This is a genomic window from Actibacterium ureilyticum, assembly GCF_002285435.1.
GTDB classification, from domain to species: domain Bacteria; phylum Pseudomonadota; class Alphaproteobacteria; order Rhodobacterales; family Rhodobacteraceae; genus Actibacterium_C; species Actibacterium_C ureilyticum.
In genome coordinates this window covers 11,528-37,144 of record NZ_NSBT01000036.1, presented here as the reverse complement: position 1 = coordinate 37,144, position 25,617 = coordinate 11,528, and the positions used below count along the sequence as shown (strand labels likewise).

General features: G+C 66.1%; 25 protein-coding genes. 18 read left to right on the top strand and 7 right to left on the bottom strand.

What is annotated here, in order from left to right; genetic code table 11:
• Positions 1–150: 150 nt before the first annotated feature.
• From ccoN to ccoP, 4 genes are read left to right on the top strand one after another with little or no spacing between them, the layout of a single operon-like run.
• Entirely contained in the window at positions 151–1,749 is a 1,599-nt protein-coding gene (ccoN, locus tag CLM60_RS12450; RefSeq protein WP_095589543.1) for a cytochrome-c oxidase, cbb3-type subunit I, read from the top strand.
• An 11-nt stretch (positions 1,750–1,760) separates the two neighbouring features.
• Positions 1,761–2,486, top strand: a complete 726-nt coding sequence (ccoO, locus tag CLM60_RS12445) for a cytochrome-c oxidase, cbb3-type subunit II (RefSeq protein ID WP_095589466.1) — start codon at positions 1,761–1,763, stop codon at positions 2,484–2,486.
• Positions 2,487–2,496: 10 nt separating this feature from the next.
• A complete protein-coding gene (locus CLM60_RS12440) occupies positions 2,497–2,682 on the top strand; it encodes a cbb3-type cytochrome c oxidase subunit 3 (protein ID WP_095589465.1) in 186 nt (61 codons plus the stop codon).
• Complete coding sequence (ccoP, locus tag CLM60_RS12435) at positions 2,679–3,554, top strand: cytochrome-c oxidase, cbb3-type subunit III (protein WP_095589464.1); 876 nt, start codon at positions 2,679–2,681, stop codon at positions 3,552–3,554. The genes CLM60_RS12440 and ccoP overlap by 4 nt, the downstream gene beginning before the upstream one ends.
• Before the next feature lie 119 nt (positions 3,555–3,673).
• Here the strand turns inward: ccoP and CLM60_RS12430 are convergent, their stop codons facing one another.
• Complete coding sequence (locus CLM60_RS12430; RefSeq protein WP_095589463.1) at positions 3,674–4,351, bottom strand: DUF2270 domain-containing protein; 678 nt, start codon at positions 4,349–4,351, stop codon at positions 3,674–3,676.
• A 97-nt stretch (positions 4,352–4,448) separates the two neighbouring features.
• On the opposite strand from CLM60_RS12430, the gene ccoG reads away from it, so the two are divergent.
• The 4 genes from ccoG to ccoS are packed head-to-tail and all read left to right on the top strand — an operon-like array spanning position 4,449 to position 8,783.
• Positions 4,449–5,972, top strand: coding sequence for a cytochrome c oxidase accessory protein CcoG (gene ccoG / locus CLM60_RS12425; protein ID WP_095589462.1), 1,524 nt, complete (start codon positions 4,449–4,451; stop codon positions 5,970–5,972).
• Positions 5,969–6,430, top strand: a complete 462-nt coding sequence (locus CLM60_RS12420; protein WP_095589461.1) for a FixH family protein — start codon at positions 5,969–5,971, stop codon at positions 6,428–6,430. Before ccoG ends, CLM60_RS12420 begins: the two co-directional genes overlap by 4 nt.
• A 3-nt stretch (positions 6,431–6,433) precedes the next feature.
• On the top strand, positions 6,434–8,620 hold the full coding sequence (locus CLM60_RS12415) for a heavy metal translocating P-type ATPase (RefSeq protein ID WP_095589460.1): 2,187 nt from the start codon (positions 6,434–6,436) through the stop codon (positions 8,618–8,620).
• Positions 8,621–8,624: 4 nt separating this feature from the next.
• A complete protein-coding gene (gene ccoS, locus CLM60_RS12410; protein ID WP_095589459.1) occupies positions 8,625–8,783 on the top strand; it encodes a cbb3-type cytochrome oxidase assembly protein CcoS in 159 nt (52 codons plus the stop codon).
• A 65-nt stretch (positions 8,784–8,848) separates the two neighbouring features.
• Here the strand turns inward: ccoS and CLM60_RS12405 are convergent, their stop codons facing one another.
• Both CLM60_RS12405 and CLM60_RS12400 read right to left on the bottom strand, forming a co-directional pair.
• Positions 8,849–10,264, bottom strand: coding sequence for a D-alanyl-D-alanine carboxypeptidase family protein (locus tag CLM60_RS12405; RefSeq protein WP_095589542.1), 1,416 nt, complete (start codon positions 10,262–10,264; stop codon positions 8,849–8,851).
• Between the two features lie 257 nt (positions 10,265–10,521).
• Positions 10,522–11,223, bottom strand: a complete 702-nt coding sequence (locus CLM60_RS12400) for an HAD family hydrolase (protein WP_095589458.1) — start codon at positions 11,221–11,223, stop codon at positions 10,522–10,524.
• A 109-nt stretch (positions 11,224–11,332) separates the two neighbouring features.
• Here CLM60_RS12400 and clpS point away from each other — a divergent pair, with 109 nt between their 5' ends.
• From clpS to CLM60_RS12385, 3 genes are read left to right on the top strand one after another with little or no spacing between them, the layout of a single operon-like run.
• Entirely contained in the window at positions 11,333–11,680 is a 348-nt protein-coding gene (clpS, locus tag CLM60_RS12395; RefSeq protein WP_176473867.1) for an ATP-dependent Clp protease adapter ClpS, read from the top strand.
• 18 nt (positions 11,681–11,698) lie between these two features.
• Positions 11,699–12,700: a class I SAM-dependent methyltransferase gene (locus tag CLM60_RS12390; protein WP_095589457.1), complete on the top strand. Its 1,002-nt coding sequence runs from the start codon at positions 11,699–11,701 to the stop codon at positions 12,698–12,700.
• Positions 12,701–12,740: 40 nt separating this feature from the next.
• A complete protein-coding gene (locus tag CLM60_RS12385; RefSeq protein WP_095589456.1) occupies positions 12,741–13,550 on the top strand; it encodes an SDR family NAD(P)-dependent oxidoreductase in 810 nt (269 codons plus the stop codon).
• An 11-nt stretch (positions 13,551–13,561) separates the two neighbouring features.
• On the opposite strand, the gene CLM60_RS12380 is transcribed toward CLM60_RS12385, so the two are convergent.
• Complete coding sequence (locus CLM60_RS12380; RefSeq protein ID WP_176473866.1) at positions 13,562–13,957, bottom strand: hypothetical protein; 396 nt, start codon at positions 13,955–13,957, stop codon at positions 13,562–13,564.
• Positions 13,958–14,094: 137 nt separating this feature from the next.
• Here CLM60_RS12380 and hemF point away from each other — a divergent pair, with 137 nt between their 5' ends.
• Complete coding sequence (gene hemF, locus CLM60_RS12375) at positions 14,095–14,985, top strand: oxygen-dependent coproporphyrinogen oxidase (RefSeq protein WP_095589540.1); 891 nt, start codon at positions 14,095–14,097, stop codon at positions 14,983–14,985.
• A 116-nt stretch (positions 14,986–15,101) separates the two neighbouring features.
• On the opposite strand, the gene CLM60_RS12370 is transcribed toward hemF, so the two are convergent.
• Positions 15,102–15,362, bottom strand: a complete 261-nt coding sequence (locus CLM60_RS12370; protein WP_095589455.1) for a hypothetical protein — start codon at positions 15,360–15,362, stop codon at positions 15,102–15,104.
• A 44-nt stretch (positions 15,363–15,406) separates the two neighbouring features.
• A complete protein-coding gene (gene hemE, locus CLM60_RS12365; RefSeq protein ID WP_095589454.1) occupies positions 15,407–16,444 on the bottom strand; it encodes a uroporphyrinogen decarboxylase in 1,038 nt (345 codons plus the stop codon).
• 105 nt (positions 16,445–16,549) lie between these two features.
• Here hemE and hemC point away from each other — a divergent pair, with 105 nt between their 5' ends.
• Positions 16,550–17,512, top strand: coding sequence for a hydroxymethylbilane synthase (hemC, locus tag CLM60_RS12360; protein WP_095589453.1), 963 nt, complete (start codon positions 16,550–16,552; stop codon positions 17,510–17,512).
• Between the two features lie 3 nt (positions 17,513–17,515).
• Here the strand turns inward: hemC and CLM60_RS12355 are convergent, their stop codons facing one another.
• Positions 17,516–18,160 (bottom strand): arylesterase, encoded by a 645-nt coding sequence (locus CLM60_RS12355; RefSeq protein WP_095589452.1) that lies wholly within the window; start codon positions 18,158–18,160, stop codon positions 17,516–17,518.
• A gap of 48 nt (positions 18,161–18,208) precedes the next feature.
• Here CLM60_RS12355 and CLM60_RS12350 point away from each other — a divergent pair, with 48 nt between their 5' ends.
• From CLM60_RS12350 to CLM60_RS12330, 5 genes are all read left to right on the top strand, one after another.
• Complete coding sequence (locus tag CLM60_RS12350; protein WP_095589451.1) at positions 18,209–18,907, top strand: ABC transporter ATP-binding protein; 699 nt, start codon at positions 18,209–18,211, stop codon at positions 18,905–18,907.
• A complete protein-coding gene (locus tag CLM60_RS12345) occupies positions 18,904–21,426 on the top strand; it encodes an ABC transporter permease (RefSeq protein WP_095589450.1) in 2,523 nt (840 codons plus the stop codon). Before CLM60_RS12350 ends, CLM60_RS12345 begins: the two co-directional genes overlap by 4 nt.
• Positions 21,427–21,503: 77 nt before the next feature.
• Entirely contained in the window at positions 21,504–22,160 is a 657-nt protein-coding gene (locus CLM60_RS12340; RefSeq protein ID WP_095589449.1) for an ABC transporter ATP-binding protein, read from the top strand.
• Positions 22,160–24,565, top strand: coding sequence for an ABC transporter permease (locus tag CLM60_RS12335; protein ID WP_095589448.1), 2,406 nt, complete (start codon positions 22,160–22,162; stop codon positions 24,563–24,565). Before CLM60_RS12340 ends, CLM60_RS12335 begins: the two co-directional genes overlap by 1 nt.
• Complete coding sequence (locus CLM60_RS12330; RefSeq protein WP_095589447.1) at positions 24,555–25,610, top strand: lipocalin-like domain-containing protein; 1,056 nt, start codon at positions 24,555–24,557, stop codon at positions 25,608–25,610. Before CLM60_RS12335 ends, CLM60_RS12330 begins: the two co-directional genes overlap by 11 nt.
• The last annotated feature ends 7 nt before the right edge of the window (positions 25,611–25,617 follow it).

The window sequence follows — 25,617 nt, the reverse complement described above, 5'->3', positions numbered from 1 at the left end:
GCGGCTGCGACGCTTTGACCAGGATCAACCCAGACGGGGTTTGGTTTTGACATGGATCAATGCGCCTGACCGCGCCCCAAGCGATACCCCCAACGTCGGAGACGAACCGCCGGACCTCGATTCGTGGCGGATAAGACGAAGGGACACATGATGTGGGATTACGTTAAGATGGCGTTGTTCGGGGTGATCGCGGTATTGGCCGCAATCGCCGCGAACTATGCCCGGGACGCAGCCTATCTTGTGAACGCGCTGACGATCATGGCCGTAGCTGCGGGCATGTTTTTCTGGACGGTGCGCAGCACGGGGGAAGCGAAACCGGTCGAAGAGGGCGAATACATGGACGGCGTTGTGCGCGCCGGTGTGATCGCCACCTGTTTCTGGGGGGTCGTCGGCTTTGCCGCGGGGACGTTCATCGCGTTCCAGCTGGCCTTTCCGGAACTGAATTTCGACTGGGCGCAGGGGTATGCCAATTTCGGGCGGCTGCGGCCGCTGCACACCTCGGCGGTGATTTTCGCCTTTGGCGGCAACGCCCTGATCGCCACATCCTTCTACGTGGTTCAGCGGACATCCGCGGCACGGCTTTGGGGCGGCAACGCCGCCTGGTTCGTGTTCTGGGGTTTCCAGCTGATGATCGTGCTGGCGGCGACCGGCTATCTGCTGGGGGCCACGCAATCCAAGGAATACGCCGAGCCCGAATGGTATGTCGACTGGTGGCTGACCATCGTGTGGGTCGTCTATCTGGCGGTGTTCCTGGGCACGATCATCAAGCGTAAAGAGCCGCATATCTATGTGGCCAACTGGTTCTATCTGTCCTTCATCGTGACCGTCGCGATGCTGCATGTGGTCAACAACCTGTCGATCCCGGTCAGCATCTTCGGTTCCAAATCGGTTCAGGTCTTTGCCGGTGTGCAGGACGCCATGACGCAATGGTGGTACGGCCACAACGCGGTGGGCTTCTTCCTGACCGCGGGCTTCCTGGGGATGATGTATTACTTCGTGCCGAAACAGGCCGAACGCCCGGTCTTCAGCTACAAGCTGTCGATCATCCACTTCTGGGCGCTGATCTTCCTGTATATCTGGGCCGGTCCGCACCATTTGCATTACACCGCGCTGCCGGATTGGGCGTCGACCCTAGGCATGGTGTTCTCGATCATGCTGTGGATGCCCAGCTGGGGTGGCATGATCAACGGCCTGATGACGCTGTCGGGCGCCTGGGACAAGCTGCGTACCGACCCCGTGATCCGGATGATGGTCGTGTCCGTGGGCTTCTATGGCATGTCCACCTTCGAAGGTCCGATGATGTCGATCAAGGCGGTGAACTCGCTCAGCCACTATACCGACTGGACGATCGGTCACGTGCATTCCGGCGCGCTGGGCTGGAACGGCATGATCACCTTCGGTGCGCTCTATTTCCTGGTGCCCAAGCTGTGGCATCGCGAGCGGCTCTATAGCCTGAGCATGGTCAGCTGGCACTTCTGGCTCGCCACCATCGGCATCGTTCTTTACGCGTCGGCCATGTGGGTCACCGGCATCATGGAGGGCCTGATGTGGCGCGAGGTCGATGCGCAGGGCTTCTTGGTGAACTCGTTCGCCGACACCGTGGCCGCGAAGTTCCCGATGTATGTGGTGCGTGGCACAGGCGGCCTGCTCTATATCACCGGCGCGCTGATCATGTGCTACAACCTTTGGAAAACCGTCACCTCTGCCCCGGCCGAAGCCCGGGCACCGGTTGCGGCTCCGGCTGAATAACGGAGGCAACGATGTCCATCCTCGATAAACACAAAATCCTCGAGAAGAACGCGACGCTGCTTCTGGTCTTCAGCTTTCTGGTCGTGACCGTTGGCGGCATCGTGGAAATCGCCCCGCTGTTCTATCTTGAGAACACCATCGAAGAGGTCGAGGGGGTGCGTCCCTACTCGCCGCTCGAACTGGCGGGGCGCGATGTCTATGTCCGCGAGGGCTGCTATGTCTGCCACAGCCAGATGATCCGCCCCATGCGGGACGAGGTCGAACGCTATGGCCATTACAGCCTGGCGGCGGAATCGATGTATGACCATCCGTTCCAATGGGGGTCGAAGCGTACCGGGCCGGACCTGGCCCGCGTCGGTGGCCGCTATTCGGATGAATGGCATATCGACCACCTGCGCGATCCGCAGTCGGTCGTGCCGGAATCGGTGATGCCGAAATACGCGTTCCTGGAGCGTCGGATGATCGATGGCCAGTACATCGAAGACAGCATGAAGACGCATCGTTTCGTCGGCGTGCCCTATACCGACGAGATGCTGGAAAACGCGCAGGCCGACTTCACCGTTCAGATCGACCCCTGGGGCGATACCGACGGGCTGCTGGAGCGTTATCCGGGGGCACAGGTGCGCAATTTCGACGGTCAGCCGGGCATTTCCGAGGCCGACGCGCTGATCGCCTATCTGCAAGTGCTGGGCACGATGGTCGACTTCTCGACCTTCGAGCCGGTGGCGAGCCGCTGAGGAGGGAGTGATGGATACCTATTCGCTGACGCGCGCATTCGCCGACAGTTGGGCGCTGCTGTTCCTGACCCTGTTCTTCGTAGGTGTGATCGTCTGGGTGTTCCGCCCGGGCAGCACCAAGGGGCACCGGGACAGCGCGAACATCCCCTTCCGGCATGAAGACAAACCCGCCACGGACAAGGAGGCGCGGCCATGAGCACGGACAACAAGAACAAGGCCCCGGACGAGGTCGAAACAACGGGCCATTCCTGGGACGGGATCGAGGAATACAACAATCCCCTGCCGCGCTGGTGGCTCTATACCTTCTATGCCTGCATCGTCTGGGCGCTGGGCTATTCGGTCCTGTATCCCGCCTGGCCGCTGGTGAAACAGGCGACGCCGGGCATCCTGGGCTATTCCACCCGGGCCGAGGTCGAGAAAGAGATCGCGCGGTTCGACGAGGCCAATGCCGGCCTGGTGCAGGAGCTGGAGGCGGTCGAACTGGCCGCGATCACCGAGGATCCCGATCTGCATAACTATGCGGTTCAGGGTGGCGCGGCCGTGTTCAAGACCTGGTGTGCGCAATGTCACGGGTCGGGTGCGGCCGGGGTTCAGGCCTCGGGCTATCCCAACCTGCTGGACGATGACTGGCTGTGGGGCGGCACGATCGACGAGATCCACTATACCGTCACCAACGGCATCCGGAACGAAAGCGACGATGCGCGCTATTCGGAAATGCCCGCCTTTGGCCGCGACGAGCTGCTGGAGCCGGAACAGATCGACCAGGTCGTGGCCTTTGTCCAAAGCCTGTCGGGGCAAGACCACGACGCGGCGCTGGCCACCGAAGGTGCGGTCGTGTTCGAGGAAAACTGCATTTCGTGCCACATGGAAGACGGCACCGGCGACCGTGCGCAGGGCGCACCGAACCTGACGGATGCGATCTGGCTTTATGGCGGCAGCGCGGATGCGATCAAATACACGGTCGAAAACGCCCGTTTCGGCGTGATGCCGAACTGGAACGAACGCCTGTCCGAGGCCGAGATCCGGGCCGTTGCCAGCTATGTCCACCAGCTGGGCGGCGGAGAATGAGTTGAAAAGGCTTCCGGGGGCTCAGGCCCCCGGTTGATGGCACCGGTCCCCATCCTGTTCGCGCGTTTCCGGGGGGCCGGTGCTTTTTTATCCAATCTGCGGCTTTCTGTCCAGAATCCCTAGCCCAGCGACCGCCCCGGTCCCCGACGGGCGGCTTTCATCGCATCGCGTTTCTGCGTCAGAAAGGCGATCGTGGCCCAGGTGCCCAGGTAAAGAACCCCCATACCCATCACCGCTTCGCCCGGGACCGGGCCGATATCGGCGCGGCGTATCAGTTCCTGAAAGCTGCCGACGGCGGTGGGGTGCACCACCAGCTTGCCGATATAGGCCAGCGTCTGGATCGTCAGGATCCAGAGATAATTGCGCCGGATGCGCCGCCCCAGCGCGGTCACGAAGCTGACATGGTAATCGGGCCGCATGTAATCCTGTGCCAGGGTTTTCTGCCAGTTGCGTTCCGCATGCAGATCGCCATCTTCCAGCATCGGCGCATAGAAATGGGTTTCCATCCACCGCGCCCGTGCCCGCCAGACATTGAAATAGCGATAGCGCCGCGCCTCGAGCACCGCGAACAGCCAGATCAGGATGCCGACCAGCAAAAGCGGCACCGCCGACGCCCCGGGCGAGGCAAAAGAGATCGACAGCGCGACGCCCAGCGTCACCACCGACCAGTTGGTGGTGGTGTCCAGCCGCGTGCGCCAGATCGTGCTGCGATAGACCTCGCCGCGGTAAAGATGTGCCAATGCGCCGATCTCGGCGGCTGAAAACCGGCGCACGCCGGGGTCGCATTCCTCGTCCATCGATGTCCTCCCCTGTCCGGGCCGTGACGGTCCGGGTGCCCAAGTTTGGCACGCCAGCGCGCGCGACGCAAAACGCGCGTCTGCCGGGAATTGCTGAATGGGGAATTCATGTTTTGACCTAGGTCAAAGTGCCCGGGCCGCTGTCCTGTCAATAAACGTCCTCAGCGAACCAGGATATCGGAGCGATTCCGTGAGTACAGCCGACGACACCCCCGAAAAACTCTATGCTGCGCGCGAGCCAATCTTTCCCCGGCGGGTCAGCGGGACATTTCGGAACCTGAAATGGTGGATCATGGCCGTGACGCTGGGGATCTACTATATCACCCCGTGGATCCGCTGGGACCGGGGGCCGAACCTGCCCGATCAGGCGGTTCTGGTGGATCTGGCGAACCGCCGGTTTTTCATGTTCATGATCGAGATCTGGCCGCACGAGTTCTATTTCGTCGCGGGGCTGCTGATCATGGCGGGGTTGGGGCTGTTCCTGTTCACCTCGGCCCTGGGGCGGGTCTGGTGCGGCTATACCTGCCCGCAGACGGTCTGGACCGACCTGTTCATCCTGGTGGAACGCTGGGTCGAGGGCGACCGGAACAAGCGCGTGCGCCTGTGGAACGCCAAATGGGACGCGCGCAAGCTGCGGCTGCGGATGACCAAATGGGTGCTGTGGCTGCTGATCGCGCTGGCGACCGGCGGAGCCTGGGTGTTCTATTTCACCGACGCGCCCAGCCTGTTGAAGGATCTGCTGACGCTGAACGCGCATCCGGTGGCCTATATCACGATCGCCGTGCTGACCGCGACGACCTTCGTTTTCGGCGGGTTCGCGCGCGAACAGGTCTGTATCTATATGTGCCCCTGGCCGCGCATCCAGGCCGCGATGATGGACGAAGATACGCTGACCGTGGCCTATCGCGAATGGCGGGGCGAGCCGCGCGGCAAGCATCGCAAGGCCGCCGATGCCGATCAGCTGGGCGATTGCATCGACTGCAATGCCTGCGTGAATGTCTGCCCCATGGGGATCGACATCCGCGATGGCCAGCAACTGGCATGTATCACCTGTGCGCTGTGCATCGACGCCTGTGACGACGTGATGGCCAAGATCGGCAAGCCGCGCGGGCTGATCGACTATATGGCACTGACCGACGAGCCGCGTGAACGCGCGGGCGAGAAGCCGCGCTCGATCTGGACGCACATCTTCCGCCTGCGCACGATGATCTATACCGCGCTTTGGTCGGCGGTTGGGATCGGGCTGGTCGTGGCGCTGTTCATGCGGTCCGATATCGACCTGACCGTGTCGCCGGTGCGCAACCCCACATTCGTGACATTGTCCGACGGCGCAATCCGCAATACATATGATGTCAGGCTGCGCAACAAGCATGGCGATGACCGGCCGTTCCAGATCACCGCGACGGATGCCGAGGACCTGCAGGTCCGGCTGGAGGGGATCGATGGCGACACGGTGCTGGTCCCGGCGGATGCCACCAAGTTGCAGCGCGTCTATGTGGTGGCCCCCGCAGGCAGCGGCCCGGCGACGACCGAACGGACCGGGTTCCGGTTCTGGGTCACCGACACCATCGCGGACGAGCGTGCCTTCAGTGACACCGTCTTCAACGGGAGAGCCCAATGACCGAAGCCAAGGAACTGACCGGACGCAAGGTTCTGCTGATCACCGTGTCGGCCTTCGCGGTGATCATCGGCGTGAATATCTTCATGGCGGTCAAGGCTGTCAGCACCTTTCCGGGGCTGGAGGTCAAGAACAGCTATGTCGCCAGCCAGGAATTCGACCAGCGCCGCGCCGCGCAAGAGGCGCTGGGCTGGTCGATTGCGACACGGTACGAGGGGGGGCTGCTGCATCTTTATTTCACCGACAGCCAGGGCCAGCCGGTCATCCCCGAAACGATCGAGGTTCTGATCGGCCGCACGACCGAGGCTCAGGACGATATCCGGCCGGTCTTCAGCGGGTATAACGGCACCTATTCCACGCCGATCGATCTGGACCATGGCAAGTGGATGATGCGGGTCGAGGCCCGGGCCGAGGACGGGACGCCCTTCCGCCAGCGGCTGGAGCTGTTCGTGCGCGGGTAAGCCATGAGCAGCGCAATCCAAGCCCGCCCTTCCGCCTGTCCGGCCTGTGCCGCGGCCCCCGCCGCCGAGGATCTGGCCGCCGCCGCGCAGCCCGATGCGCGACTGTTGCTGTCCTTGCCGACGATTCACTGCGCGGGCTGTATCTCGACCGTCGAAAAGGGGCTGGCGCGAGTGCCGGGTGTGCATTCGGCGCGGGTGAACCTGACGCTGAAGCGTGTCAGCGTCGATGCCGCGCCCGAGATCACAGCCGATCAGCTGATCACCGAACTCGACGGTCTGGGATACGAGGCGCATGAGCTGGATGCGGGCCTGTTGTCGGTGACCGCGACGGACAAGGCGGGGCGCGAGATCCTGATGCGGCTGGCCGTCGCCGGGTTCGCGATGATGAACGTGATGCTTTTGTCGGTGGCGGTCTGGTCGGGGGCGGCGGATGCCACGCGCGACCTGTTCCACTGGATCTCCGCCGCGATCAGCCTGCCCACCATCGCGTTTTCCGCCCAGCCGTTCTTCCGCAATGCCTGGGCGGCACTGTCGGCGCGGCGGCTGAACATGGATGTACCGATCTCGCTGGCGATCCTGCTGGCGGCGGGCATGTCGCTTTATGAAACCATCCTGTCGGGGCAACACGCCTATTTCGATGCGGCGCTTTCGCTGACCTTCTTCCTGCTTGCAGGGCGGTATCTGGATCACCGGACCCGCGCCGTGGCGCGGTCGGCGGCCGAGGAACTGGCCGCGCTGGAGGTGCCGCGCGCCACCCGTGTGGTGGACGGGGTCGAGGAGGTCGTGGCCATCGCCGATCTGGCGGTGGGCGATCTGGTGCGGGTGCGGCCCGGCGGGCGGCTGCCCGTGGATGGGGTGGTGGTCGAAGGCCAAAGCGAAACCGACCGCTCGCTTTTGACCGGGGAAAGCCTGCCGGTTTTCGCCGGGCCCGACAGTGTGCTCAGCGCGGGCGAGGTCAACCTGACCGGCCCGCTTCTGGTGCGGGTGACGGCGGCGGGCGAGGACAGCTCGCTGCACCGCATGGCCGATCTGGTGTCGGTCGCCGAAAGCTCGAAAAACCGCTATACCTCGCTCGCGGACCGGGCGGCGTCGATCTATGCGCCGGGCGTGCATCTGCTGGCGCTTTTCGCCTTTTTGGGCTGGCTCTGGGTATCGGGCGGTGACCTGCGTCTGGCGCTGAACATCGCGGTGGCGGTGCTGATTATCACTTGCCCCTGTGCGCTGGGGCTGGCGGTGCCTGCGGTGACGACGGCGGCCTCGGGCCGGCTGTTCCGGCGGGGGCTGCTGATCAAGCACGGCACCGCGCTGGAACGCCTGGCCGAGGTCGATACCGTGGTTTTCGACAAGACCGGCACCTTGACCGAAGGCGCGCCGGAACCCACCAATCTGGGCGATCATCCGCGCCGGGTGCTGGAAATCGCGCTGGCGCTGGCGGGGGCATCGGCCCATCCGCTGGCGCGCGCGCTGGCCAGGGCGGCGGATCAAGCCGGGATTAAACCCGCCCGCCTGTCCGATATCCGCGAAAAGCCCGGCTATGGGGTCGAGGGGCGGTTGGGCGGCGAAACCGTGCGTCTGGGCCGGGCCGAATGGGTCGGCGCGTCCTCTGGCACCACAACAGCGGCCTGGTTGCAGATCGGGCAGGGCGCGCCGGTGGAGTTCACCTTTGCCGACGCGCTGCGTCCCGGCGCGGCAGCGGCGGTCGCCGCGTTGCAGGCACAGGGCATGGCCGTCCACCTGTTGTCCGGCGATGCCGAAGGACCGGTGCGCGATCTGGCCGACCGGCTGGGCATCACCCATTGGCAGGCGGGTGTGTTGCCCGTCGACAAGGCCGCGCATGTCACCGGGCTGAGCGCGGATGGCGCGCGGGTGCTGATGGTGGGCGACGGTCTGAACGACACCGCCGCGCTGGCAGCGGCGCATGTGTCGATCTCGCCCGCCTCGGCGCTGGATGCCGCGCGGGTGGCATCGGATATCGTGCTGCTGGGCAAGGACCTGTCGCCGCTTCCGGCGGCGATCACGACGGCGCAAAAGGCCACGCGCCGGATCAAGGAAAACTTCTCCATCGCCGCGCTTTACAACGCGATTGCCGTGCCCGTGGCGCTGCTGGGCTTTGCCACGCCGCTGGCGGCGGCCTTGGCGATGTCGGCCAGTTCGATTACCGTTTCGCTGAACGCGCTGCGGCTGAGGTGACCCGATGGAAATGCTGGTATATCTGATCCCGATCTCGCTGTTTCTGGGCGGGCTGGGGCTGGCCGCGTTCTTCTGGGCGCTGCGCAGCCGCCAGTTCGACGATCCCGAAGGCGACAGCCGCCGCATCCTGAGCGACGACTGGGACGATCACCCGCGCCCCTGACCGGGCCGCAAAAGAAAAACGCCCGCTGCAAGGCGGGCGTTTCGGTTTTGGGGATGTGGCCGCGTTCAGCCAGGCCCGAAGGTCGAACATTCGCTGCCGCGCGCCTGTAGCCGGCGACAGGCCAGCGCGGCCTGATCCTGGGTCATGCCGACGAAATTCGCCTCGAACCCGCGTGGGTTCTGCACCACCTTGCGCAGGGCGTTGTCCAGCGTGCCCAGCTCCTCGAGCGCGGTGCGCAGCAGGGTGCTTTCTGCCTGATGACGCGAGCCATAGCGTCCGACATTGATCCCCCAATGCCGTCCGCCCGAGGTCGAGATCCGGGTCACCACCTCGGGTTTGTCCGGATCGGCGGCGCGGGTCGGCTCCAGCGAGGCCAGAACGATCTTGCGCGCCCGCGGACGGGCGGCGGGGGCGATGGCGATCGCGGCGGGTTCCGGTACGGTCGTGACCTTGGCCACCAGGATTTCCGCTTCGGGTTCGGGTTTCGGCTCTGGCTTGGCGGCGGGCGCGGGGGCCTCGGTCGCCTCTTTCACCGCGTCCAGGATGTCATCCTGCATGCTGGCCAGCAATTCCGGCGACGGCATCGGCGTGGCCTGCTGCGGCTGTTGGCCCGGACGCGCGGCGGGCCGGTGCGATTTGGTGATCGCCGTGACCAGCCGGATCGTCTTGCCCGCATTGCCAGAGCTTTGCGCCACCTTGACCGAGGCATAGTTGGGCCGCGCGGGCTTGCGCACGGCAACCCGGCTGGGCGCGCGGCTGAAGCCCAGATCCAGCAATTCGGCGACCTTGGCATTGCGCGAGGCCGACGACCGCCCGCCGAAAACGGTGGCGATGATACGTTCCCGCCCGCGCTGTGCCGATGCGACCAGGTTGAAGCCTGCCGCGCGGGTATAGCCGGTTTTGATCCCGTCCGCGCCGCGATAGCTGCCCAGAAGGCGGCGGTTGGTATTGGCGACCTCGCGGATGCCCGCATTGGTCGATTTGCGCGAGAACAGGTTGTAATATTCGGGATAGTCGTAAAACAGGTGCCGGCCCAGCGTGGTCATGTCCCGCGCCGTCGACAGGTGGCCGTTTTCGGTCAGGCCATGCGCGTTCTTGAAGCTGGTGCGGCTCATCCCCAGGGCCTTGGCGGTGCGGTTCATGCGGCGGGCAAAGGCGGCCTCGCTGCCCTCGATCGCCTCGCCGATGGCGGTGGCCGCGTCATTGGCCGATTTCACCGCCGCCGCCCGGATCAGATAGCGCAGCTTGATCTGTTGCCCGGCCCGCAGCCCCAGCTTGGACGGGGGTTCCGCCGCCGCCGTCTTGGAAATCCGCACCATCGTGTCGAGCGAGATCTCGCCCCGCTCGACCGCTTCGAACGCAATGTAAAGCGTCATCATCTTGGTCAGGGATGCCGGATGCAGGCGGGTATCGGCATTGCGCGAATGCAGAACCTCGCCCGAGCGGGCATCGACCACCATCGCCGCATAGGGCGCCGACATAGCGTCGCGCGGCACCCAGATGGCGAGCGTCAATAGGAATAGAAACGTCAGCCCGTTGCGGACCCACTGCCCCGTGTCAAACACGACGATTGCCTTTTTCTGCCTCAAGCCGCCGGGTTTTCCCGGTCGACATTTTTCATTACGCAAAACGTAACACAGCATCGGCAATCCGAAAACATCTTATTTTCAACGGGTTTCGGGCTGATGCGCAGATGCGACCAAGATGGTGTGGGTGGGCTGTGGCCAGCCACTAGATGTTAGCCGATCTCGGCGATCAGGGCGGGTAATTTTCCCAGATGCGACATTTCGCGGAACCGCGGACTGTCCTGCGGCGGCTGCGCATGTTCCAGCGCCCAGGTCAGGTCATGGGGCACATGCACGCCCCAGGCCCCGGCCCGTATCGCCGGGATCACGTCGGATCGCAGCGAGTTGCCGACCATCATCGCGCGGGCAGCACCGCTGCCATGACGGGCGAAAACGGTGGTATAGGTCTGCGCCGTCTTGTCGGACACGATTTCGACCCCGTCGAACAGATCGCCCAGTCCCGATTGCGCCAGCTTGCGTTCCTGGTCCAGCAGGTCGCCCTTGGTGATCAGAAGCAGGGTGAAGTCATCGGCAAGCGCGGCGATGGTGTCCTGCACATGGGGCAAAAGCTCGATCGGGTGGCGCAGCATGTCCTGCCCGGCCTCCAGCAATTGCCGGATCACCGGGGCGGGCACGCGATCCTCGGTAACCTCGATCGCGGTTTCGATCATCGACAGCACAAAGCCCTTCACCCCGAAACCGTAATGCCCCAGATTGCGCCGTTCGGCCGCCAGAAGCCGGTCGTGCAGGTGCTCTGGCGCGGCGAAATCGGCCAGCAATTCGGCAAATCGCGCCTGGGTCAGCTGAAAGAAACGCTCGTTATGCCACAGCGTGTCATCGGCATCGAACCCGATTGTCGTCAGTCCAGAGGTCATGTTTTGCCGTCTTCGTGACAATGCGCCCAAGGATGGGCCTTTTCAGCGACCCTATCGCGCTTATATAAACGTGCTCAAGCCATGACGATTGCAACCAGTGGAGCCGCGCATGAGCAAACATGCCGTGATCCTGATGAGCGACGATTCCGACCACGATGACGGGTCGGATACCGGTATTCTGACCGAAACCCGGCAGAAGACCAAGCGCCCGCCGCTTTACAAGGTCCTGCTGCTGAACGACGACTATACGCCGATGGAATTTGTGGTGCATATCCTGGAACGGTTCTTCGGCCTGAACCACGCGCAGTCGTTCGAGCTGATGCTGACGGTGCACAAGAAGGGTGTCGCCGTTGTGGGCGTGTTTTCCTATGAGGTGGCCGAAACCAAGGTGTCGCAGGTGATGGATTTCGCCCGCCGGCACCAGCATCCGCTGCAATGCACGATGGAAAAGGAATAGGCGCGCGCGCCTGATCCCATGGCCGACACTCGACTGACCCTGATGCTGGATGCGGATCCCGGGCTGTTGCCGCCTGCGGGCCGGATTGCCGTTTTCGCGCCCACCGCCGCCGCCGATCTGTCGGCGCTGCCGCAGGACCGGGTGCATGTGATCCAGGGGTTCAAGCCCGATCACGATGCCTGGGCCGCGCGTGGCTATGACTGTGCCGTGGCGCCCGTGGGGGACTATGCCGCGGCGGTGGTGTTCGTGCCCCGGGCCAAGGATCTGGCGCGCATGATGGTGGCACAGGCGGCTGAGCTGGTGCCGGACGGTGTGCTGCTGATCGACGGGCAAAAGACCGACGGGATCGACAGCCTGTTCAAGGCCAGCCGGGCGCGGGCGGAGTGTTCGGCGGCGGTGTCGAAGTCCCACGGCAAGATTTTTGCGATTCACGCGCCCGGTGACGGCTTCGGCGACTGGCGGGCGGGCGCGGTGACCGTGCCGGGCGGCTTCGTGACCGCGCCGGGGGTGTTTTCCGCCGATGGGGTCGATCCGGCCTCGGCCCTGTTGGCCGATGCGCTGCCCGCGACGCTGAAAGGCTGCGTGGCCGATCTGGGCGCGGGGTGGGGATATCTGTCGGCCCGCGCGCTGGAACGGCCCGGCATCACGCAGATCGACCTGGTCGAGGCCGATCACACCGCGCTGGACTGCGCGCGCCGGAACGTCACCGACCCGCGCGCCCGGTTTCACTGGGCCGATGCCACCGCGTTCGGGGCCGATCGCGGCTATGACGCGGTGATCACCAACCCGCCCTTCCACACCGGGCGCGCCGCCGATCCGGGGCTGGGCGTGGCGTTTCTGCGCAATGCGGCGCGGATCCTGCGGCCGGGCGGGGCGCTGTGGCTGGTGGCCAACCGGCAATTGCCCTATGAGCGGGCGTTGGGCGAATTCTTTGCGAAGACCGAAGAGATCGGCGGCGACAACCGGTTCAAGCTGCTCTGCGCGACCGGGCCGCAAACCGCCCCTCGCCGGGGCCGATGAAACGGGCTAGGCTGCGCCAACTGGAACAGGGGAGTCGTGCATGAGTTTTTCGATTGCCGGAAAGACCGCGATCGTCACCGGGGCGGCCAATGGCATCGGTCTGGCGATTGCGCGCCATTTTGCCAATCATAACGCGAATGTCATGTGCGCCGATATCGACGAGACCCGGCTGGAGGCCGAGTTCGGCGATCTGGCCGAGGGCGAGGGGAATATCCGTTACTATGCCGGTGATCTGCGCGAGCGTCTGACCGTCGCCAACCTGCTGTCGGCGACGATCGATGCGTTCGACCGGGTGGATATCCTGATCAATGCCAGCCGGCAGATGATGGTCTCCGATCCGCTGGACCCCGATGCGGACGAGGTCATGCCGCTGCTGGATCAGAACCTGATGACCAGCCTGCGGCTGACCCAGGTGATCGCCAAGCGGATGATCAAACAGGGCGCCGACGATCCCGAAGGCGATGGCAGCCTGGGGGCCATCGTCAACCTGTCGTCAATTGCCGCGCGGCGCACCCAGCCCGAGCTTCTGGGCTATTCCATCGCCAGCGCGGCGCTGGACCAGATGACCCGGTCCATGGCCGTGGCGCTGGCCCCGCACCGCATCCGGGTCAATGCGGTGGCCTTCGGTTCGGTCATGAGCGCCAGCCTGAAGGGCGCGCTGAAGGAACACACCGAATTCCGCGAAGAGATCCAGAAATGCACGCCGCTGTCACGCATCGCAGCCCCCGACGAGGTGGCCGAGGCGGTGCAGTTCCTGGCATCCGACAGCGCAGGGTTCATGACCGGTCAGATCGTGACCGTCGATGGCGGGCGGACCCTGCTGGATGCGGTGGGCGCGCCCGCGCACTGATCCCCGGGCGCTCAGCCCTCCACCGGGTATTGCTGGCGGCAGGCGGCGATCCGGCGGGCGGCGCGGCTGGCGGTTTCGTTGCGTTTCGCGCGCAGCGATTTCAGCTTCGCCTCTTCCACCTTCAGGTCGATGGCCACGGGCCGGTCGCGCACCACGGTTTCGTTGCGGTTGCAGAACACGACGCCGGTGCGGCTGTGATGGCCCCAGCCCTGGCCATAGCAGACCCGCAGGCGCGGGCTGGTGTCGACCTCGCGGGTGATGGCATAGCCGCGGGCGATATTCGCCTCGGTCTCGGCGATCAACAGGTCGATGACGCGCAGATCCTCGGTCGCGGCGCGTTCGCAGCGTTGCCCCGGTGTGGCGCAGGCTGCAAGCGGAAGCAGCGCAAGCAGGATGAGATGACGCATCGGCTTACCTTTCACTGGATCACGCCCATCATATAGGCATTGCGCGCCCGGGGAAAAGTCCGACGCTGTGGCAAGCCGCCACTGGTGGGCGCGCGCCAAAGCTGCTAGCCCCGGCGCAAGATCAGGGAGTTTCGATGATGTCCGACCCGTTTGAAGACCGCAAGGCCCGCGCCTCCGCCTGGTTCCGCGAGCTGCGCGACCAGATCGTCGCCGCGTTCGAGGGGCTGGAAGACAGCCAGGCCGCAGGGCCCTTTGCCGACCGGCCCGCGGGCCGGTTCGAGGTGACGGAAACCAAACGCAAATCACCCGATGGGTCCGACGCCGGTGGCGGCTTGATGAGCGTGATGCGCGGCGGCCGGGTGTTCGAAAAGGTGGGCGTCAATGTCTCGACCGTCTATGGCGCGCTGGGCGAGCGGGCGCAAAAGGCAATGGCGGCGCGCGGCAAGCCGGGAATGGACAGCGATCCGCGCTTCTGGGCCAGCGGTATCAGCCTGGTGGCGCATATGCAAAACCCGCATACACCGGCGGTCCATATGAACACGCGCATGTTCTGGACCCCGGGCGCCTGGTGGTTCGGCGGCGGATCGGACCTGAACCCCTGCATCGAATATGACGAGGATACCGCGCATTTCCATGCGGTGCAGAAAGCGCATTGCGACCGGCATGATGCGGGCTTCTATCCCCGGTTCAAGGAGTGGGCGGACGAGTATTTCTTTGTCCCGCATCGCGGCCGCGCGCGCGGGGTTGGTGGCATCTTCCTGGACGATCACAACAGCGGTGACTGGGAAGCCGATTTCGCCTTTATCCAGGATGTCGGCCGTGCGTTCCTGCCCGCCTTCGTGCCCGTGACCGAGAAGCGGCGGGACACCCCCTGGACCGAGGGCGACAAGGACACCCAGCTGATCCATCGCGGGCTTTATGCGGAATATAACCTGGTCTATGACCGAGGGACCAAGTTCGGGCTGGAAACCGGCCACGACGCGAATGCGGTTCTGATGAGCCTGCCGCCGCTGGCTAAGTGGGTGTGAAAACGGTGGGGAAGGGGCGCTGCCCCTCTGCCCCGGACGGGTCCGGGGCATTCACCCCGGAGTATTTTCAGGAACAATGAAGGGGCGCGGGATCAGGCTGTTTTCGGCCGGTTTCGTCAGGTGCGAGAGTCCAGTTCCAACCGTTCTTCCAGCAATGAAAATTTGTTCGTGTTGTTGTCGTGGATGCTTCCAAGCAAGGCAAGCGCGCCTTCACGTGAACGTTCGATTCTGATTTCAATCGTATAGCTCTGATGGTTGCGTCCTTCGGCAACGTGTTCGACGAGGTCCTCGTTTAGGGTTTCGGGTTCTCGGTCAATCTGTTCCGCCAAGGCATGCATTTTCTCGACCAGTAACTTGTAAGCTTCGACGCGGTCCAATACTGAGCCCTTTTTAACGTTTCGAAATTCGGTGTGTAGGGTCGTCACCCGCCCCGCACCGTATCGATCATCAGCTGGACATTCGCAGGATCGGCATCCGGGGTGATCCCGTGGCCCAGGTTGAAGATATGAGGGCCTTTGGAGAAGGCCTGCACGATGTGGCGGGTTTCATCCACCAGCGCCTGGCCGCCCGTGACCATGTGGCTTGAGGCCAGGTTGCCCTGCACGCAGCCATCGACCTGAACATGTTCGGCGGCCCATTCCGGGCTGACGGAATTGTCCAGCGCAACGCAATCGGCGCCGGTGGCCTTGGCGAAGCCGACATAGCGCTCGCCAGCCTCGCGCGGGAAGGCGATGACGGGTGTGTCGGGGTGGCGGGATTTCAGCGCGGCGATGATGCGCTTGGCGGGTTCCAGGGCATAGCGGTCGAAATCGGCGCCCTTCAGCGATCCGGCCCAGCTGTCGAACAGCTTCACGACCTCGGCCCCGGCCTCGATCTGTTTCGACAGGTAGTCGATCGTGCCTTCGGTCAGGCGGTCCAGCAGCCCTTCGAACGTTGCGCGATCCTCGGCGATCAGCTGGTGCGCGGGGCCCTGATCTGGGGTGCCGCGACCGGCAATCATATAGGTGGCGACGGTCCAGGGCGCGCCGGCAAAGCCGATCAGCGTGGTTTCCTTGGGCAGTTCGCGCGACAGGATGCGCACGGTTTCATAGATCGGGTTCAGCGTGTCGTGGATCGCCTCGACCGGTTTCAGCTTCGCCAACTCGTCCGGCGTGGTGATCGTGGACAGGCGCGGGCCTTCGCCGGTGACGAACCACAGATCGGCCCCCAAGGCCTGCGGCAGCAGCAGGATATCGGCAAACAGGATCGCCGCGTCGAACCCATAGCGGCGGATCGGTTGCAGCGTGACCTCGGCCGCAAGCTCGGGGTTATAGCACAGCGACAGGAAATCGCCCGCCTGCGCCCGTGTGGCGCGGTATTCGGGCAGGTAACGCCCGGCCTGGCGCATCATCCAGATCGGCGGCACGGGCAGCGTTTCCCCCGCCAGCGCCCGCAGCATCAGCTTTTTCGTGTCGGCCATGTCCTGTCCCCGCTTCGCTTTGGTCGGGGTTTGGTCGCCGGGTTGCGACGCGGTGTCAACCCTGACCGAGTTGTCAGGACGCCGCAGCGGCGCTAGAGGTGGCGCATGACGCTGAATTTGCCCACCCCCGCCTCACCCCTTCGGATCGGCACGCGCGGCTCGCCGCTGGCGCTGGCGCAGGCCCATGAGACGCGCGCGCGCCTGTCGCGGGCGTTCGACCTGCCTGAAGAGGCGTTCGAGATCGTCGTGATCCAGACCACCGGCGACAATCGTCGGATGATCGAGGCCGACCGCCCGCTGAAAGAGATCGGGAACAAGGGCCTGTTCACCAAGGAAATCGAAGAAGCGATGTTGCAGGGGCAGATCGATATCGGCGTGCATTCGATGAAGGACATGCCGGTGGTACAGCCCGATGGATTGTGCCTGAGCTGTTTCCTGCCGCGCGAGGATGTGCGCGATGCGTTCGTGTCGCATCAGGGCGACGGGCTGACCGCGCTGGCCGATGGCGATGTGGTGGGCACATCCAGCCTGCGGCGCAAGGCGCAGTTGCTGCACCGGCGGCCCGGGCTGCGGGTGGTGGAGTTCCGTGGCAACGTGCAGACCCGCCTGCGCAAGCTGGAAGAGGGCGTGGCCAAGGCGACCTTTCTGGCGATGGCGGGGCTGAACCGGCTGGACATGGCCGATGTGCCCAAGACCCCGATTGCGCCCGAGGATATGCTGCCCGCCGTGGCGCAGGGGGCCATCGGGATCGAACGGCGGATCGACGACACCAATACCGCTGGGCTGCTCGAGGCGATTCACCATGCTGAGACCGCGCAGCGGCTGGCGGCGGAACGCGCGTTCCTGGGCGCGCTGGATGGCTCGTGCGAGACCCCGATTGCCGGTCTGGCCGAGATCGAGGGCGGGCAGATCCGCCTGCGGGGCGAGATCCTGCGCCCCGACGGGTCCGAGGCGCTGAGCGATGCGCGCACCGCCCCCATCGAGGATGGCGCGGAACTGGGCCGGGAAATGGGTGCCGCGCTGCGGGCGCAGGCGGGCGAAGGGTTCTTCGACTTTATCGGCGCCTGAGGGCTATTCCGCCCGCTCGATCAGGTCCAGCACCGTGGGGCCAATGGCGGCGACGATCACCGCAAAGCCCTGCGCGTTGGGGTGGATGCCGTCGCCCTGGATGAAATCGCGGATCGCGGTCGCGCGGTCGGGGGCAGCGGCCAGCAGCGGGTCGAGGAACGCGGGAAACAGCAGCGCATCGTGTTTCTGCGCCAGATCGGGATAGATCGCGTCGAACGCCTGTTTGTAGTCGGGGCCGTAATTCGTGGGCGCGGCGACCCCCACCAGCAGGACCGGCACCCCCTGGGCTTCGGCGGCCGACAATATCCCGTCCAGATTGGCGCGCGCGGTTTCCGGCGCGATCCCGCGCAGCAGGTCATTGCCGCCAAGTGCCACGATCAGCGCGTCGACCTCGGGCGTCAGGGTCCAGGCCACGCGGGACAGCCCACCCGCCGTGGTGTCGCCCGACACGCCCGCGTTGATCAGCGTCACGTCGCGCCCCTGATCGTCCAACCAGGATTGCAGCTGTGGCACGAACCCGTCCTCGGGCGGCAGGCCGTAACCCTGGGTCAGGCTGTCGCCCAACGCGGCGATGGTGATCGCCCCTGCTTGCGCAACGCCTGCACCGGATATGCACAGGCACAGTGTTATCAGAAACTTGCGGATCATCAGGATGGCCCCATATCGCTTTAGACGGCTTTGATTACCGGATTTGACATGACCACACCTATGCTTTCCTTGCGCGATGTCCACTTGACCCTGTCGGGCAATGCCGGTGCGGTCGATATCCTGCACGGAATATCGCTGGATGTGCAGCCGGGCGAAAGCATGGGGCTGGTGGGACCGTCGGGGTCGGGCAAATCCTCGCTTCTGATGGTGATGGGGGGGTTGGAGCGCGCGACCGGCGGTCAGGTTCAGGCGATGGGGCACGACCTGTCGGCGATGAACGAGGATGCGCTGGCGCGGTTCCGCAACGGCCATGTGGGCGTGGTGTTCCAGTCATTCCATCTGATCCCGACCATGACGGCGCTGGAAAACGTGGCAACCCCGCTGGAGCTTTCGGGGGATCGCGATGCTTTTGACAAGGCGCGCGCGGCCTTGCAGGCGGTTGGCCTGGGCGCGCGGGTGGATCATTACCCGGCGCAGATGTCGGGTGGCGAGCAGCAGCGTGTCGCGCTGGCCCGAGCCACCGCACCAGAGCCGCAGCTTTTGCTGGCGGATGAACCCACCGGCAACCTCGATGGCGCCAATGGCGCGGCGATTATGGATTTGCTGTTCGATTTGCGCGACCGGTATGGAGCGACGCTGGTCATGGTGACCCATGCCCCGGAACTGGCGGCACGGTGCGACCGGGTGGTGCGGCTGCGCGACGGGCGCATTGACGCGGATGCCGCCGAACGGGACGCCGCGGAATGAGCCTGCGGCAATCCGCGCGCCTGGCCGGGCGCGAGCTGCGCGGCGGGCTGCGCGGGTTTTATGTCTTTCTGGTGTGTCTGGCATTGGGCGTGGCGGCGATTGCCGCCGTGGGCACCGTGCGCGAAAGCGTCGAACAGGGGATGCGCGGGCAGGGTGCGGTGCTGCTGGGCGGCGATGCCGAACTGCGCTTCACCTATCGCTTTGCCTCGGACGAGGAACGCGACTGGATGCGCCGCAACGCAGATGCGGTGTCCGAGATCGTGGATTTTCGGTCGATGGCCGTTGTCGGCGCGCAGCCGGATGAGGAACGCGCGCTGACACAGGTGAAGGGCGTCGACGATGCATGGCCGCTTTATGGCCAGCCGGTGCTGGACCCCCCGATGTCGCTGGCCGACGCGCTGGCCGGCAATGGCGCGGTGATGGATCGGGTGCTGGTCGACCGTCTGGGCCTGCGCCCCGGTGACACGTTCCGGCTGGGCACCGCCGAGTATGAGCTGCGCGCCATTCTGGCGGTCGAGCCTGACAGCGCGGGCAGCGGCTTTTCGCTGGGCCCGCGCACCATCGTGCGGACTGCGGCGCTGGATGGCTCGGGCCTCTTGGCGCCGGGCACGCTTTACGAAAGCCGCTATCGCCTGAAACTGCCCGAAGGCAGCGATCTTGCGGCGTTGGAGGCGCAGGCAGAGGCGCTTTTCCGCGACACCGGGCTGCGTTGGCGCGATAGCCGCAATGCCGCGCCGGGCCTGTCGCGGTTTGTCGAGCGGATGGGCGCGTTCCTGGTGCTGGTCGGGCTGGCGGGGCTGGCCGTCGGTGGTGTGGGTGTGTCCGCCGCCGTGCGCAGCTATCTGGATGGCAAGACGGCGGTGATCGCCACGTTGAAGACCCTGGGCGCGACGCGGCGGGTGATCTTCCTGACCTATTTCCTGCAGATCGGGGCGCTGGCGGTGCTGGGCATCGCGGCGGGCGTGGTGCTGGGCGGGACGCTGCCGCTGCTGCTGGCGCCGCTGATCGCGGCGAAGCTGCCGCTGCCGGTGGACTTTGCCCTGCAACCTGGCGCGTTGGCCGAGGCCGCGCTTTACGGCCTGTTGACGGCGCTGATCTTCACGCTCTGGCCGCTGTCGCGAGCGCAAGGGGTGCGCGCGGCGGCGCTGTATCGTGACGCGGCGGGCGGGGTGCGGGGCCGGCCCGGGCTGGGCGCGTTGGCCGCGATTGCCCTGTCCGCGCTGGCGCTGGTCGTCATTGCCGCGCAGCTTTCCGGTGTCGCCTATCTGACCTATTGGGCGGCGGCGGGGATTGTCGGCGCGTTGGTGATCCTGTGGATTGCGTCGTTTCTGGTGCGGCGGCTGGCGCGGCGCGCCGCGCGGTCCGCTGCGGTGCGCGGCCACCCTGCGCTGCGCCTTGCGCTGGGCGCGGTGGCGGGGCCGGGGGGTGAGGCCGCGTCGGTCGTCTTGTCGCTGGGGCTGGGCCTGTCGGTGCTGGCGGCTGTGGGCCAGATCGACACCAACCTTCGGGCGGCGATTTCGGGGGAGCTGCCCGAGGTCGCGCCATCCTATTTCATGGTGGATATCCAGCCCGACCAGTTGGCGGGTTTCCTGGACCGCACCGGGTCGGACCCGGGCATTTCCCGCGTGGATACCGCGCCGATGCTGCGCGGCGTGATCACCCGCATCAACGGCAAACCCGCGCGCGAGGTTGCGGGCAATCACTGGGTCCTGCGCGGGGATCGCGGCGTGACCTATGCCGCCGCGCCGCCGCCCAACACGCGGGTGACGCAGGGCGATTGGTGGCCCGCGGACTATACCGGCGAGCCGCTGATGAGCTTTGCCGAGGAAGAGGCGCTGGAAATGGGCCTGAAGCTGGGCGATCGGGTCACCGTCAACATCCTGGGCCGGGACATCACCGCGCGGATCACGTCCTTTCGCGAGGTCGATTTTTCCACCGCCGGGATCGGTTTCGTGATGGTGCTGGACCCCGCCGCGTTGCAGGGCGCGCCGCACACCCATATCGCCACCGTCTATGCCGATGCGGCGGCCGAGGCGCCGTTGCTGCGCGATCTGGCGCGGGCCTATCCCAACCTGACCGCGATCCGGGTGCGCGATGCCGTCGACCGCGTGGCGGGCATCCTGGGCGGCATGGCCAGCGCCATCACCTATGGCGCGCTGGCGTCGCTGGTCGCCGGGTTCTTCGTGCTGATCGGCGCTGCGGCGGCGGGGCTGAAGGCGCGGGTGTTCGAGGCCTCGGTCCTCAAGGTGCTGGGCGCCGAGCGGCTGCTGATCCTGCGGTCCTTTGCCCTGCGCGCGGTGATCCTGGGCGCGGCGGCGGGGCTGGTCGCGGTTCTGGCCGGTGGGCTGGCCGGATGGGCGGTGATGCGCTTTGTGATGGAGGCCGATTTTCATTTTGAGCCGCTTTCTGCCGCGCTGATCGTTGGCGGCGGGATCGCGGCCACGCTGCTGGCCGGATTGGCCTTTGCCTGGCCCGCGCTGGCGGGGCGCCCGGCACAGGTGTTGCGCGGTCGCGAATAGGCTGCGGCGCCCTGACCGTTGCCACGCCCGGCGCAGGCGCTAGATTGGGCCGAAACCCCCCGAAGGAAGCGGTGCGCATGTTGCTGGAAGTCGATCAGGTCGCCAAGAGTTTCGGGACCGATCCGGCCAAGGTACAGGTCCTGCAAGGTGTCAGCCTGAGGTTGGCCGCGGGCGAAACCGTCGCGCTGACCGGGGAAAGCGGCAGCGGCAAAAGCACGCTTCTACATCTTTGCGCCGGGCTGGACCGGCCCGATCAGGGCCAGATCCGGATCGATGGCGCCGATATCGGCGCGCAATCCGACAGCGGCCGTGCCGGGATGCGGCGCAATGCCATCGGCATCGTGTTCCAGCAATTCAACCTGATCCCGTCGCTGGATGTGGCGGCCAACCTGGCGTTTCAGGCGCGGATGGCGGGGCGGCTGGATGCGGCCCGGATCGCCACTCTGGCAGACCGGCTGGGGCTGGCGGACCTGTTGCACCGGTATCCCGACCAGCTTTCGGGCGGGCAGCAGCAGCGGGTGGCCATCGGCCGCGCGCTGGCGGGGGCACCGGCGCTGATCCTGGCGGATGAGCCCACCGGCAACCTGGACGAGGCGACCGGCGCGGCGGTCATGGACCTGATGCTGGATCTGGTGGCCGATGCGGGCGCCGGGCTGTTGATGGTGACGCATTCCGAAAAGCTGGCCGCGCGCATGGATCGGCGGTTGCACCTGTCCAGCGGCAGGGTCGCCTGATGCGCCGGGCGGTGTTGCAGGCGCTGTTGTCGCATTGGCGGCGCCACAAGTTGCAGGGGCTGAGCCTGTTCCTGGGTCTGGCCATTGCGACCGCGCTGTGGTCGGGCGTGCAGGCGATCAACGCCCAGGCACGGGCGAGCTATGACGATGCCGCGCGGGTGCTGGGCCAGAACCGGTTGGAGCGTCTGGTGCCGCCCCCCGATGCGGTGATTTCCGAACAGACATATGTCGTGCTGCGGCGGGGCGGGTGGCGCGTGTCGCCGGTTCTGTCGGGCATGTGGCAGGGCGATGTGCGGGTGCTGGGGATCGACCCGTCCACCCTGCCCATGGGCAGCGCCCCGGCGCAGATCGGGCAGGGCCTGCCGATCCAGGATTTCATCACGCCGCCGGGGCTGGGCTATGCCGCGCCGGAAACGATTGCCCTGCTGAAAGACACACCGGGCCTGCCGCCGTTGACCCCCGTCCCGGATCTGGCGCCGGGGCTGGTGATGGTCGATATCGGCATCGCGCAGGGCCTGTTGGGGCGGGAAGGGCAGATATCCTATCTGCTGGTCGATCCGGTGCAGCCGCTGGTGCAGGCCCCGCTGGGCGATCTTGCCCCCGATCTGACCCGTCAGGCCCCCGATGCGGGCAACGATCTGGCCCGCCTGACCGACAGTTTCCACCTGAACCTGACGGCTTTCGGCTTCCTGTCCTTTGCCGTGGGTCTGTTCATCGTGCACGGGGCCATCGGATTGGCGTTCGAACAGCGCCGCCCGCTGTTTCGCACACTGCGCGCGCTGGGCGTGCCGCTGCGCGACCTGATCACGATGCTGCTGGCCGAGATTGTGCTGCTGACCCTGGTCGCGGCGGGCGCGGGCATGGTTTTGGGATACCTGATCGCGGCTTGGCTGTTACCGGATGTGGCCGCGACCCTGTCGGGGCTTTATGGCGCGGCGGTGTCGGGGGAACTGGCGCTGCGTCCGCAATGGTGGGGCGCGGGCTTCGCGATGGCCTTTGCCGGGGTGGCGCTGGCATCGGGGCAAAGCCTGTGGCGGCTGGCGCGGCTGCCGGTGCTGGCCCCGGCGCAACCACGGGCTTGGCTGCGCGCCTCGGTCCGCTCGCTGCGGTGGCAGGGGCTGGTGGCAATTCTGCTGGCGCTGGCGGGGATCGGGCTGGCATGGCGCGCAGAGGGGCTGATCGCGGGGTTTGCGATGCTGGCGGCGCTTCTGCTGGCGGCGGCGCTGTTGTTGCCGGTGTTGCTGGCCGCGCTGCTGGCGCTGGCCGAGCGTCTGGGCGACCGCGCGATGCTGCGCTGGTTCTGGGCCGATACGCGGCAACAATTGCCGGGGCTGTCGCTGGCGCTGATGGCGCTTTTGCTGGCGCTGGCGGCGAATGTCGGCGTGACCACGATGGTGTCCAGCTTTCGCCAGACCTTTACCGGTTGGCTGGACCAGCGCCTGGCGTCCGAGCTGTATGTGACCGCGGCCGACGAGGCACAGGGCGCCGCGCTGCGCGATTGGCTGGCGCCCCGCGCTGATGCCGTCCTGCCCATCTGGGACGTGACCGCGCAGGCCGCTGGGCGGCCGGTGGCGGTCTATGGCGTGGCCGATCACGCGACCTATCGCGATCACTGGCCCTTGCTGGATGCCACGTCCGATGTGTGGGACCGGTTGGCCATGGGCGATGCGCTGTTGGTCAACGAGCAGCTGGCCCGGCGGGCGGGGCTGTCGGTGGGCGATCCGCTGTCGGTTGCAGGCCTGCCCGCGCCGCTGACCATCGCGGGGGTTTACTCTGACTACGGCAATCCGCTGGGGCAGGTGATCGTGTCGGTCGATACGCTGGTCACCCATTTCCCCGATGTGCCGAAGTTGCGCCACGGCATCCGCATTGCGCCCGATCGCGCGGATGATCTGCGCCGCGCGATGCAGGACGAACTGGGCCTGTCGCCCGATCAGATCACCGATCAGGCGGCGATCAAGGCGTTCTCGCTGGGGGTGTTCGAACAGACCTTTGCCGTGACCGGCGCGCTGGGCGTACTGACGCTGGGCGTTGCGGGTTTTGCGATCCTGACCGCGCAGCTGACGCTGGCGGCGATGCGCCTGCCGCAGCTCGCGCCGGTCTGGGGCGTGGGGGTCACGCGGCGGCATCTGGCGGGGCTGGAGCTGTTGCGCGCGGTGTTGCTGACGGCGCTGACGATGATCTTTGCCCTGCCCGTGGGGTTGCTGCTGGCCTGGGTGCTGCTGAAGATCGTGAATGTCGCGGCCTTTGGGTGGGAATTGCCGATGGGGCTGTTCCCGCGCGACTGGCTGCTGCTGGGCGGGATCGCGTTGCTGGCCGGTGGCGCGGCGGCGGCCTGGCCCGCGTGGCGGCTGGCACGGCTGCAACCGGCCCGATTGCTGGGGGTCTTCGCGCATGAGCGTTAGGGGCATCCTGATCCTGCTGCTGACGCTCTGGCCCGCCTGGGGCCACACGCAGGGCTTCGCCGGGTTGGGCACGGGGCAGGAGGGCTTTGCCCTGCCGGTCGAAGGCACAGCGCTGCAATTCCCCGAAGACCACGGCGCACACCCCGCATTCCGTATCGAATGGTGGTACCTGACCGCCAATCTGACCGATGCTTCGGGCCGCGATCTGGGCGTGCAATGGACGCTGTTCCGGTCCGCCATCGCGCCCGAAACACGGCCCGGCTGGCAGGACCCGCAGCTGTGGCTGGCCCATGCAGCCGTGACCACGCCGGACACCCATCATGTGGCCGAGCGTATGGGCCGGGGCGGGGTGGGGCAGGCGGGCGTGCGCGCCGCGCCCTTTGCCGCCTGGATCGACGATTGGGAAATGCGCGGCGCGCCGGGGCAGGGGCTACAGGACCTGACGCTGAAAGCGACCGGCGAGGATTTCGCCTATGCGCTGCGCCTGAAAGCCGATGCGCCGCTGGTTTTGCAGGGCCGCGACGGCTATTCACAGAAATCGCCCGAGGGGCAGGCGTCGTACTATTACTCTCAGCCGCACTACACCGTGACGGGCACCCTGACCCTGCCCGATGGCGATGTGACCGTGACCGGCACCGCGTGGCTGGATCGCGAGTGGTCTTCGCAGCCCCTGTCGGCGGATCAGGCGGGGTGGGACTGGATCTCGCTCCACCTGGACGATGGGGCGAAGCTGATGGGGTTTCAGCTGCGCGATACCGGCGGCGGGGCCTATACCTCGGGCACGTGGATCGGGGCGGATGGGACGGTGGCGCCGTTTGGCGACGGGGCGCTGCGCATGACGCCGCTGGACCGCGCGCAGGTTGCGGGGCGGGATATGCCGGTGGGCTGGCGGGTGGAACTGCCCGAGCGGGATCTGGACCTGACCCTGCGGGCGGTCAACGAAAACGCCTGGATGGACACGCTTTTCCCGTATTGGGAGGGGCCGGTGCGCATCGGCGGCAGCCATAGCGGGCGCGGCTATCTTGAAATGACCGGATATGAGTGACAGGCAG

Coding starts and splice junctions, on each gene's coding strand:
- CLM60_RS12350 (WP_095589451.1), top strand. CDS start 18,209: ATGACCACACCTATGCTTTCCTTGCGCGATGTCCACTTGACCCTGTCG.
- clpS (WP_176473867.1), top strand. CDS start 11,333: ATGAGCAAACATGCCGTGATCCTGATGAGCGACGATTCCGACCACGAT.
- CLM60_RS12380 (WP_176473866.1), bottom strand. CDS start 13,957: ATGCGTCATCTCATCCTGCTTGCGCTGCTTCCGCTTGCAGCCTGCGCC.
- CLM60_RS12345 (WP_095589450.1), top strand. CDS start 18,904: ATGAGCCTGCGGCAATCCGCGCGCCTGGCCGGGCGCGAGCTGCGCGGC.
- CLM60_RS12335 (WP_095589448.1), top strand. CDS start 22,160: ATGCGCCGGGCGGTGTTGCAGGCGCTGTTGTCGCATTGGCGGCGCCAC.
- ccoG (WP_095589462.1), top strand. CDS start 4,449: ATGGGGAATTCATGTTTTGACCTAGGTCAAAGTGCCCGGGCCGCTGTC.
- ccoO (WP_095589466.1), top strand. CDS start 1,761: ATGTCCATCCTCGATAAACACAAAATCCTCGAGAAGAACGCGACGCTG.
- CLM60_RS12390 (WP_095589457.1), top strand. CDS start 11,699: ATGGCCGACACTCGACTGACCCTGATGCTGGATGCGGATCCCGGGCTG.
- CLM60_RS12330 (WP_095589447.1), top strand. CDS start 24,555: ATGAGCGTTAGGGGCATCCTGATCCTGCTGCTGACGCTCTGGCCCGCC.
- CLM60_RS12340 (WP_095589449.1), top strand. CDS start 21,504: ATGTTGCTGGAAGTCGATCAGGTCGCCAAGAGTTTCGGGACCGATCCG.
- hemC (WP_095589453.1), top strand. CDS start 16,550: ATGACGCTGAATTTGCCCACCCCCGCCTCACCCCTTCGGATCGGCACG.
- CLM60_RS12415 (WP_095589460.1), top strand. CDS start 6,434: ATGAGCAGCGCAATCCAAGCCCGCCCTTCCGCCTGTCCGGCCTGTGCC.
- CLM60_RS12440 (WP_095589465.1), top strand. CDS start 2,497: ATGGATACCTATTCGCTGACGCGCGCATTCGCCGACAGTTGGGCGCTG.
- CLM60_RS12385 (WP_095589456.1), top strand. CDS start 12,741: ATGAGTTTTTCGATTGCCGGAAAGACCGCGATCGTCACCGGGGCGGCC.
- ccoS (WP_095589459.1), top strand. CDS start 8,625: ATGGAAATGCTGGTATATCTGATCCCGATCTCGCTGTTTCTGGGCGGG.
- hemF (WP_095589540.1), top strand. CDS start 14,095: ATGTCCGACCCGTTTGAAGACCGCAAGGCCCGCGCCTCCGCCTGGTTC.
- CLM60_RS12400 (WP_095589458.1), bottom strand. CDS start 11,223: ATGACCTCTGGACTGACGACAATCGGGTTCGATGCCGATGACACGCTG.
- ccoN (WP_095589543.1), top strand. CDS start 151: ATGTGGGATTACGTTAAGATGGCGTTGTTCGGGGTGATCGCGGTATTG.
- hemE (WP_095589454.1), bottom strand. CDS start 16,444: ATGGCCGACACGAAAAAGCTGATGCTGCGGGCGCTGGCGGGGGAAACG.
- CLM60_RS12405 (WP_095589542.1), bottom strand. CDS start 10,264: ATGTCGGCGCCCTATGCGGCGATGGTGGTCGATGCCCGCTCGGGCGAG.
- CLM60_RS12355 (WP_095589452.1), bottom strand. CDS start 18,160: ATGATCCGCAAGTTTCTGATAACACTGTGCCTGTGCATATCCGGTGCA.
- ccoP (WP_095589464.1), top strand. CDS start 2,679: ATGAGCACGGACAACAAGAACAAGGCCCCGGACGAGGTCGAAACAACG.
- CLM60_RS12430 (WP_095589463.1), bottom strand. CDS start 4,351: ATGGACGAGGAATGCGACCCCGGCGTGCGCCGGTTTTCAGCCGCCGAG.
- CLM60_RS12420 (WP_095589461.1), top strand. CDS start 5,969: ATGACCGAAGCCAAGGAACTGACCGGACGCAAGGTTCTGCTGATCACC.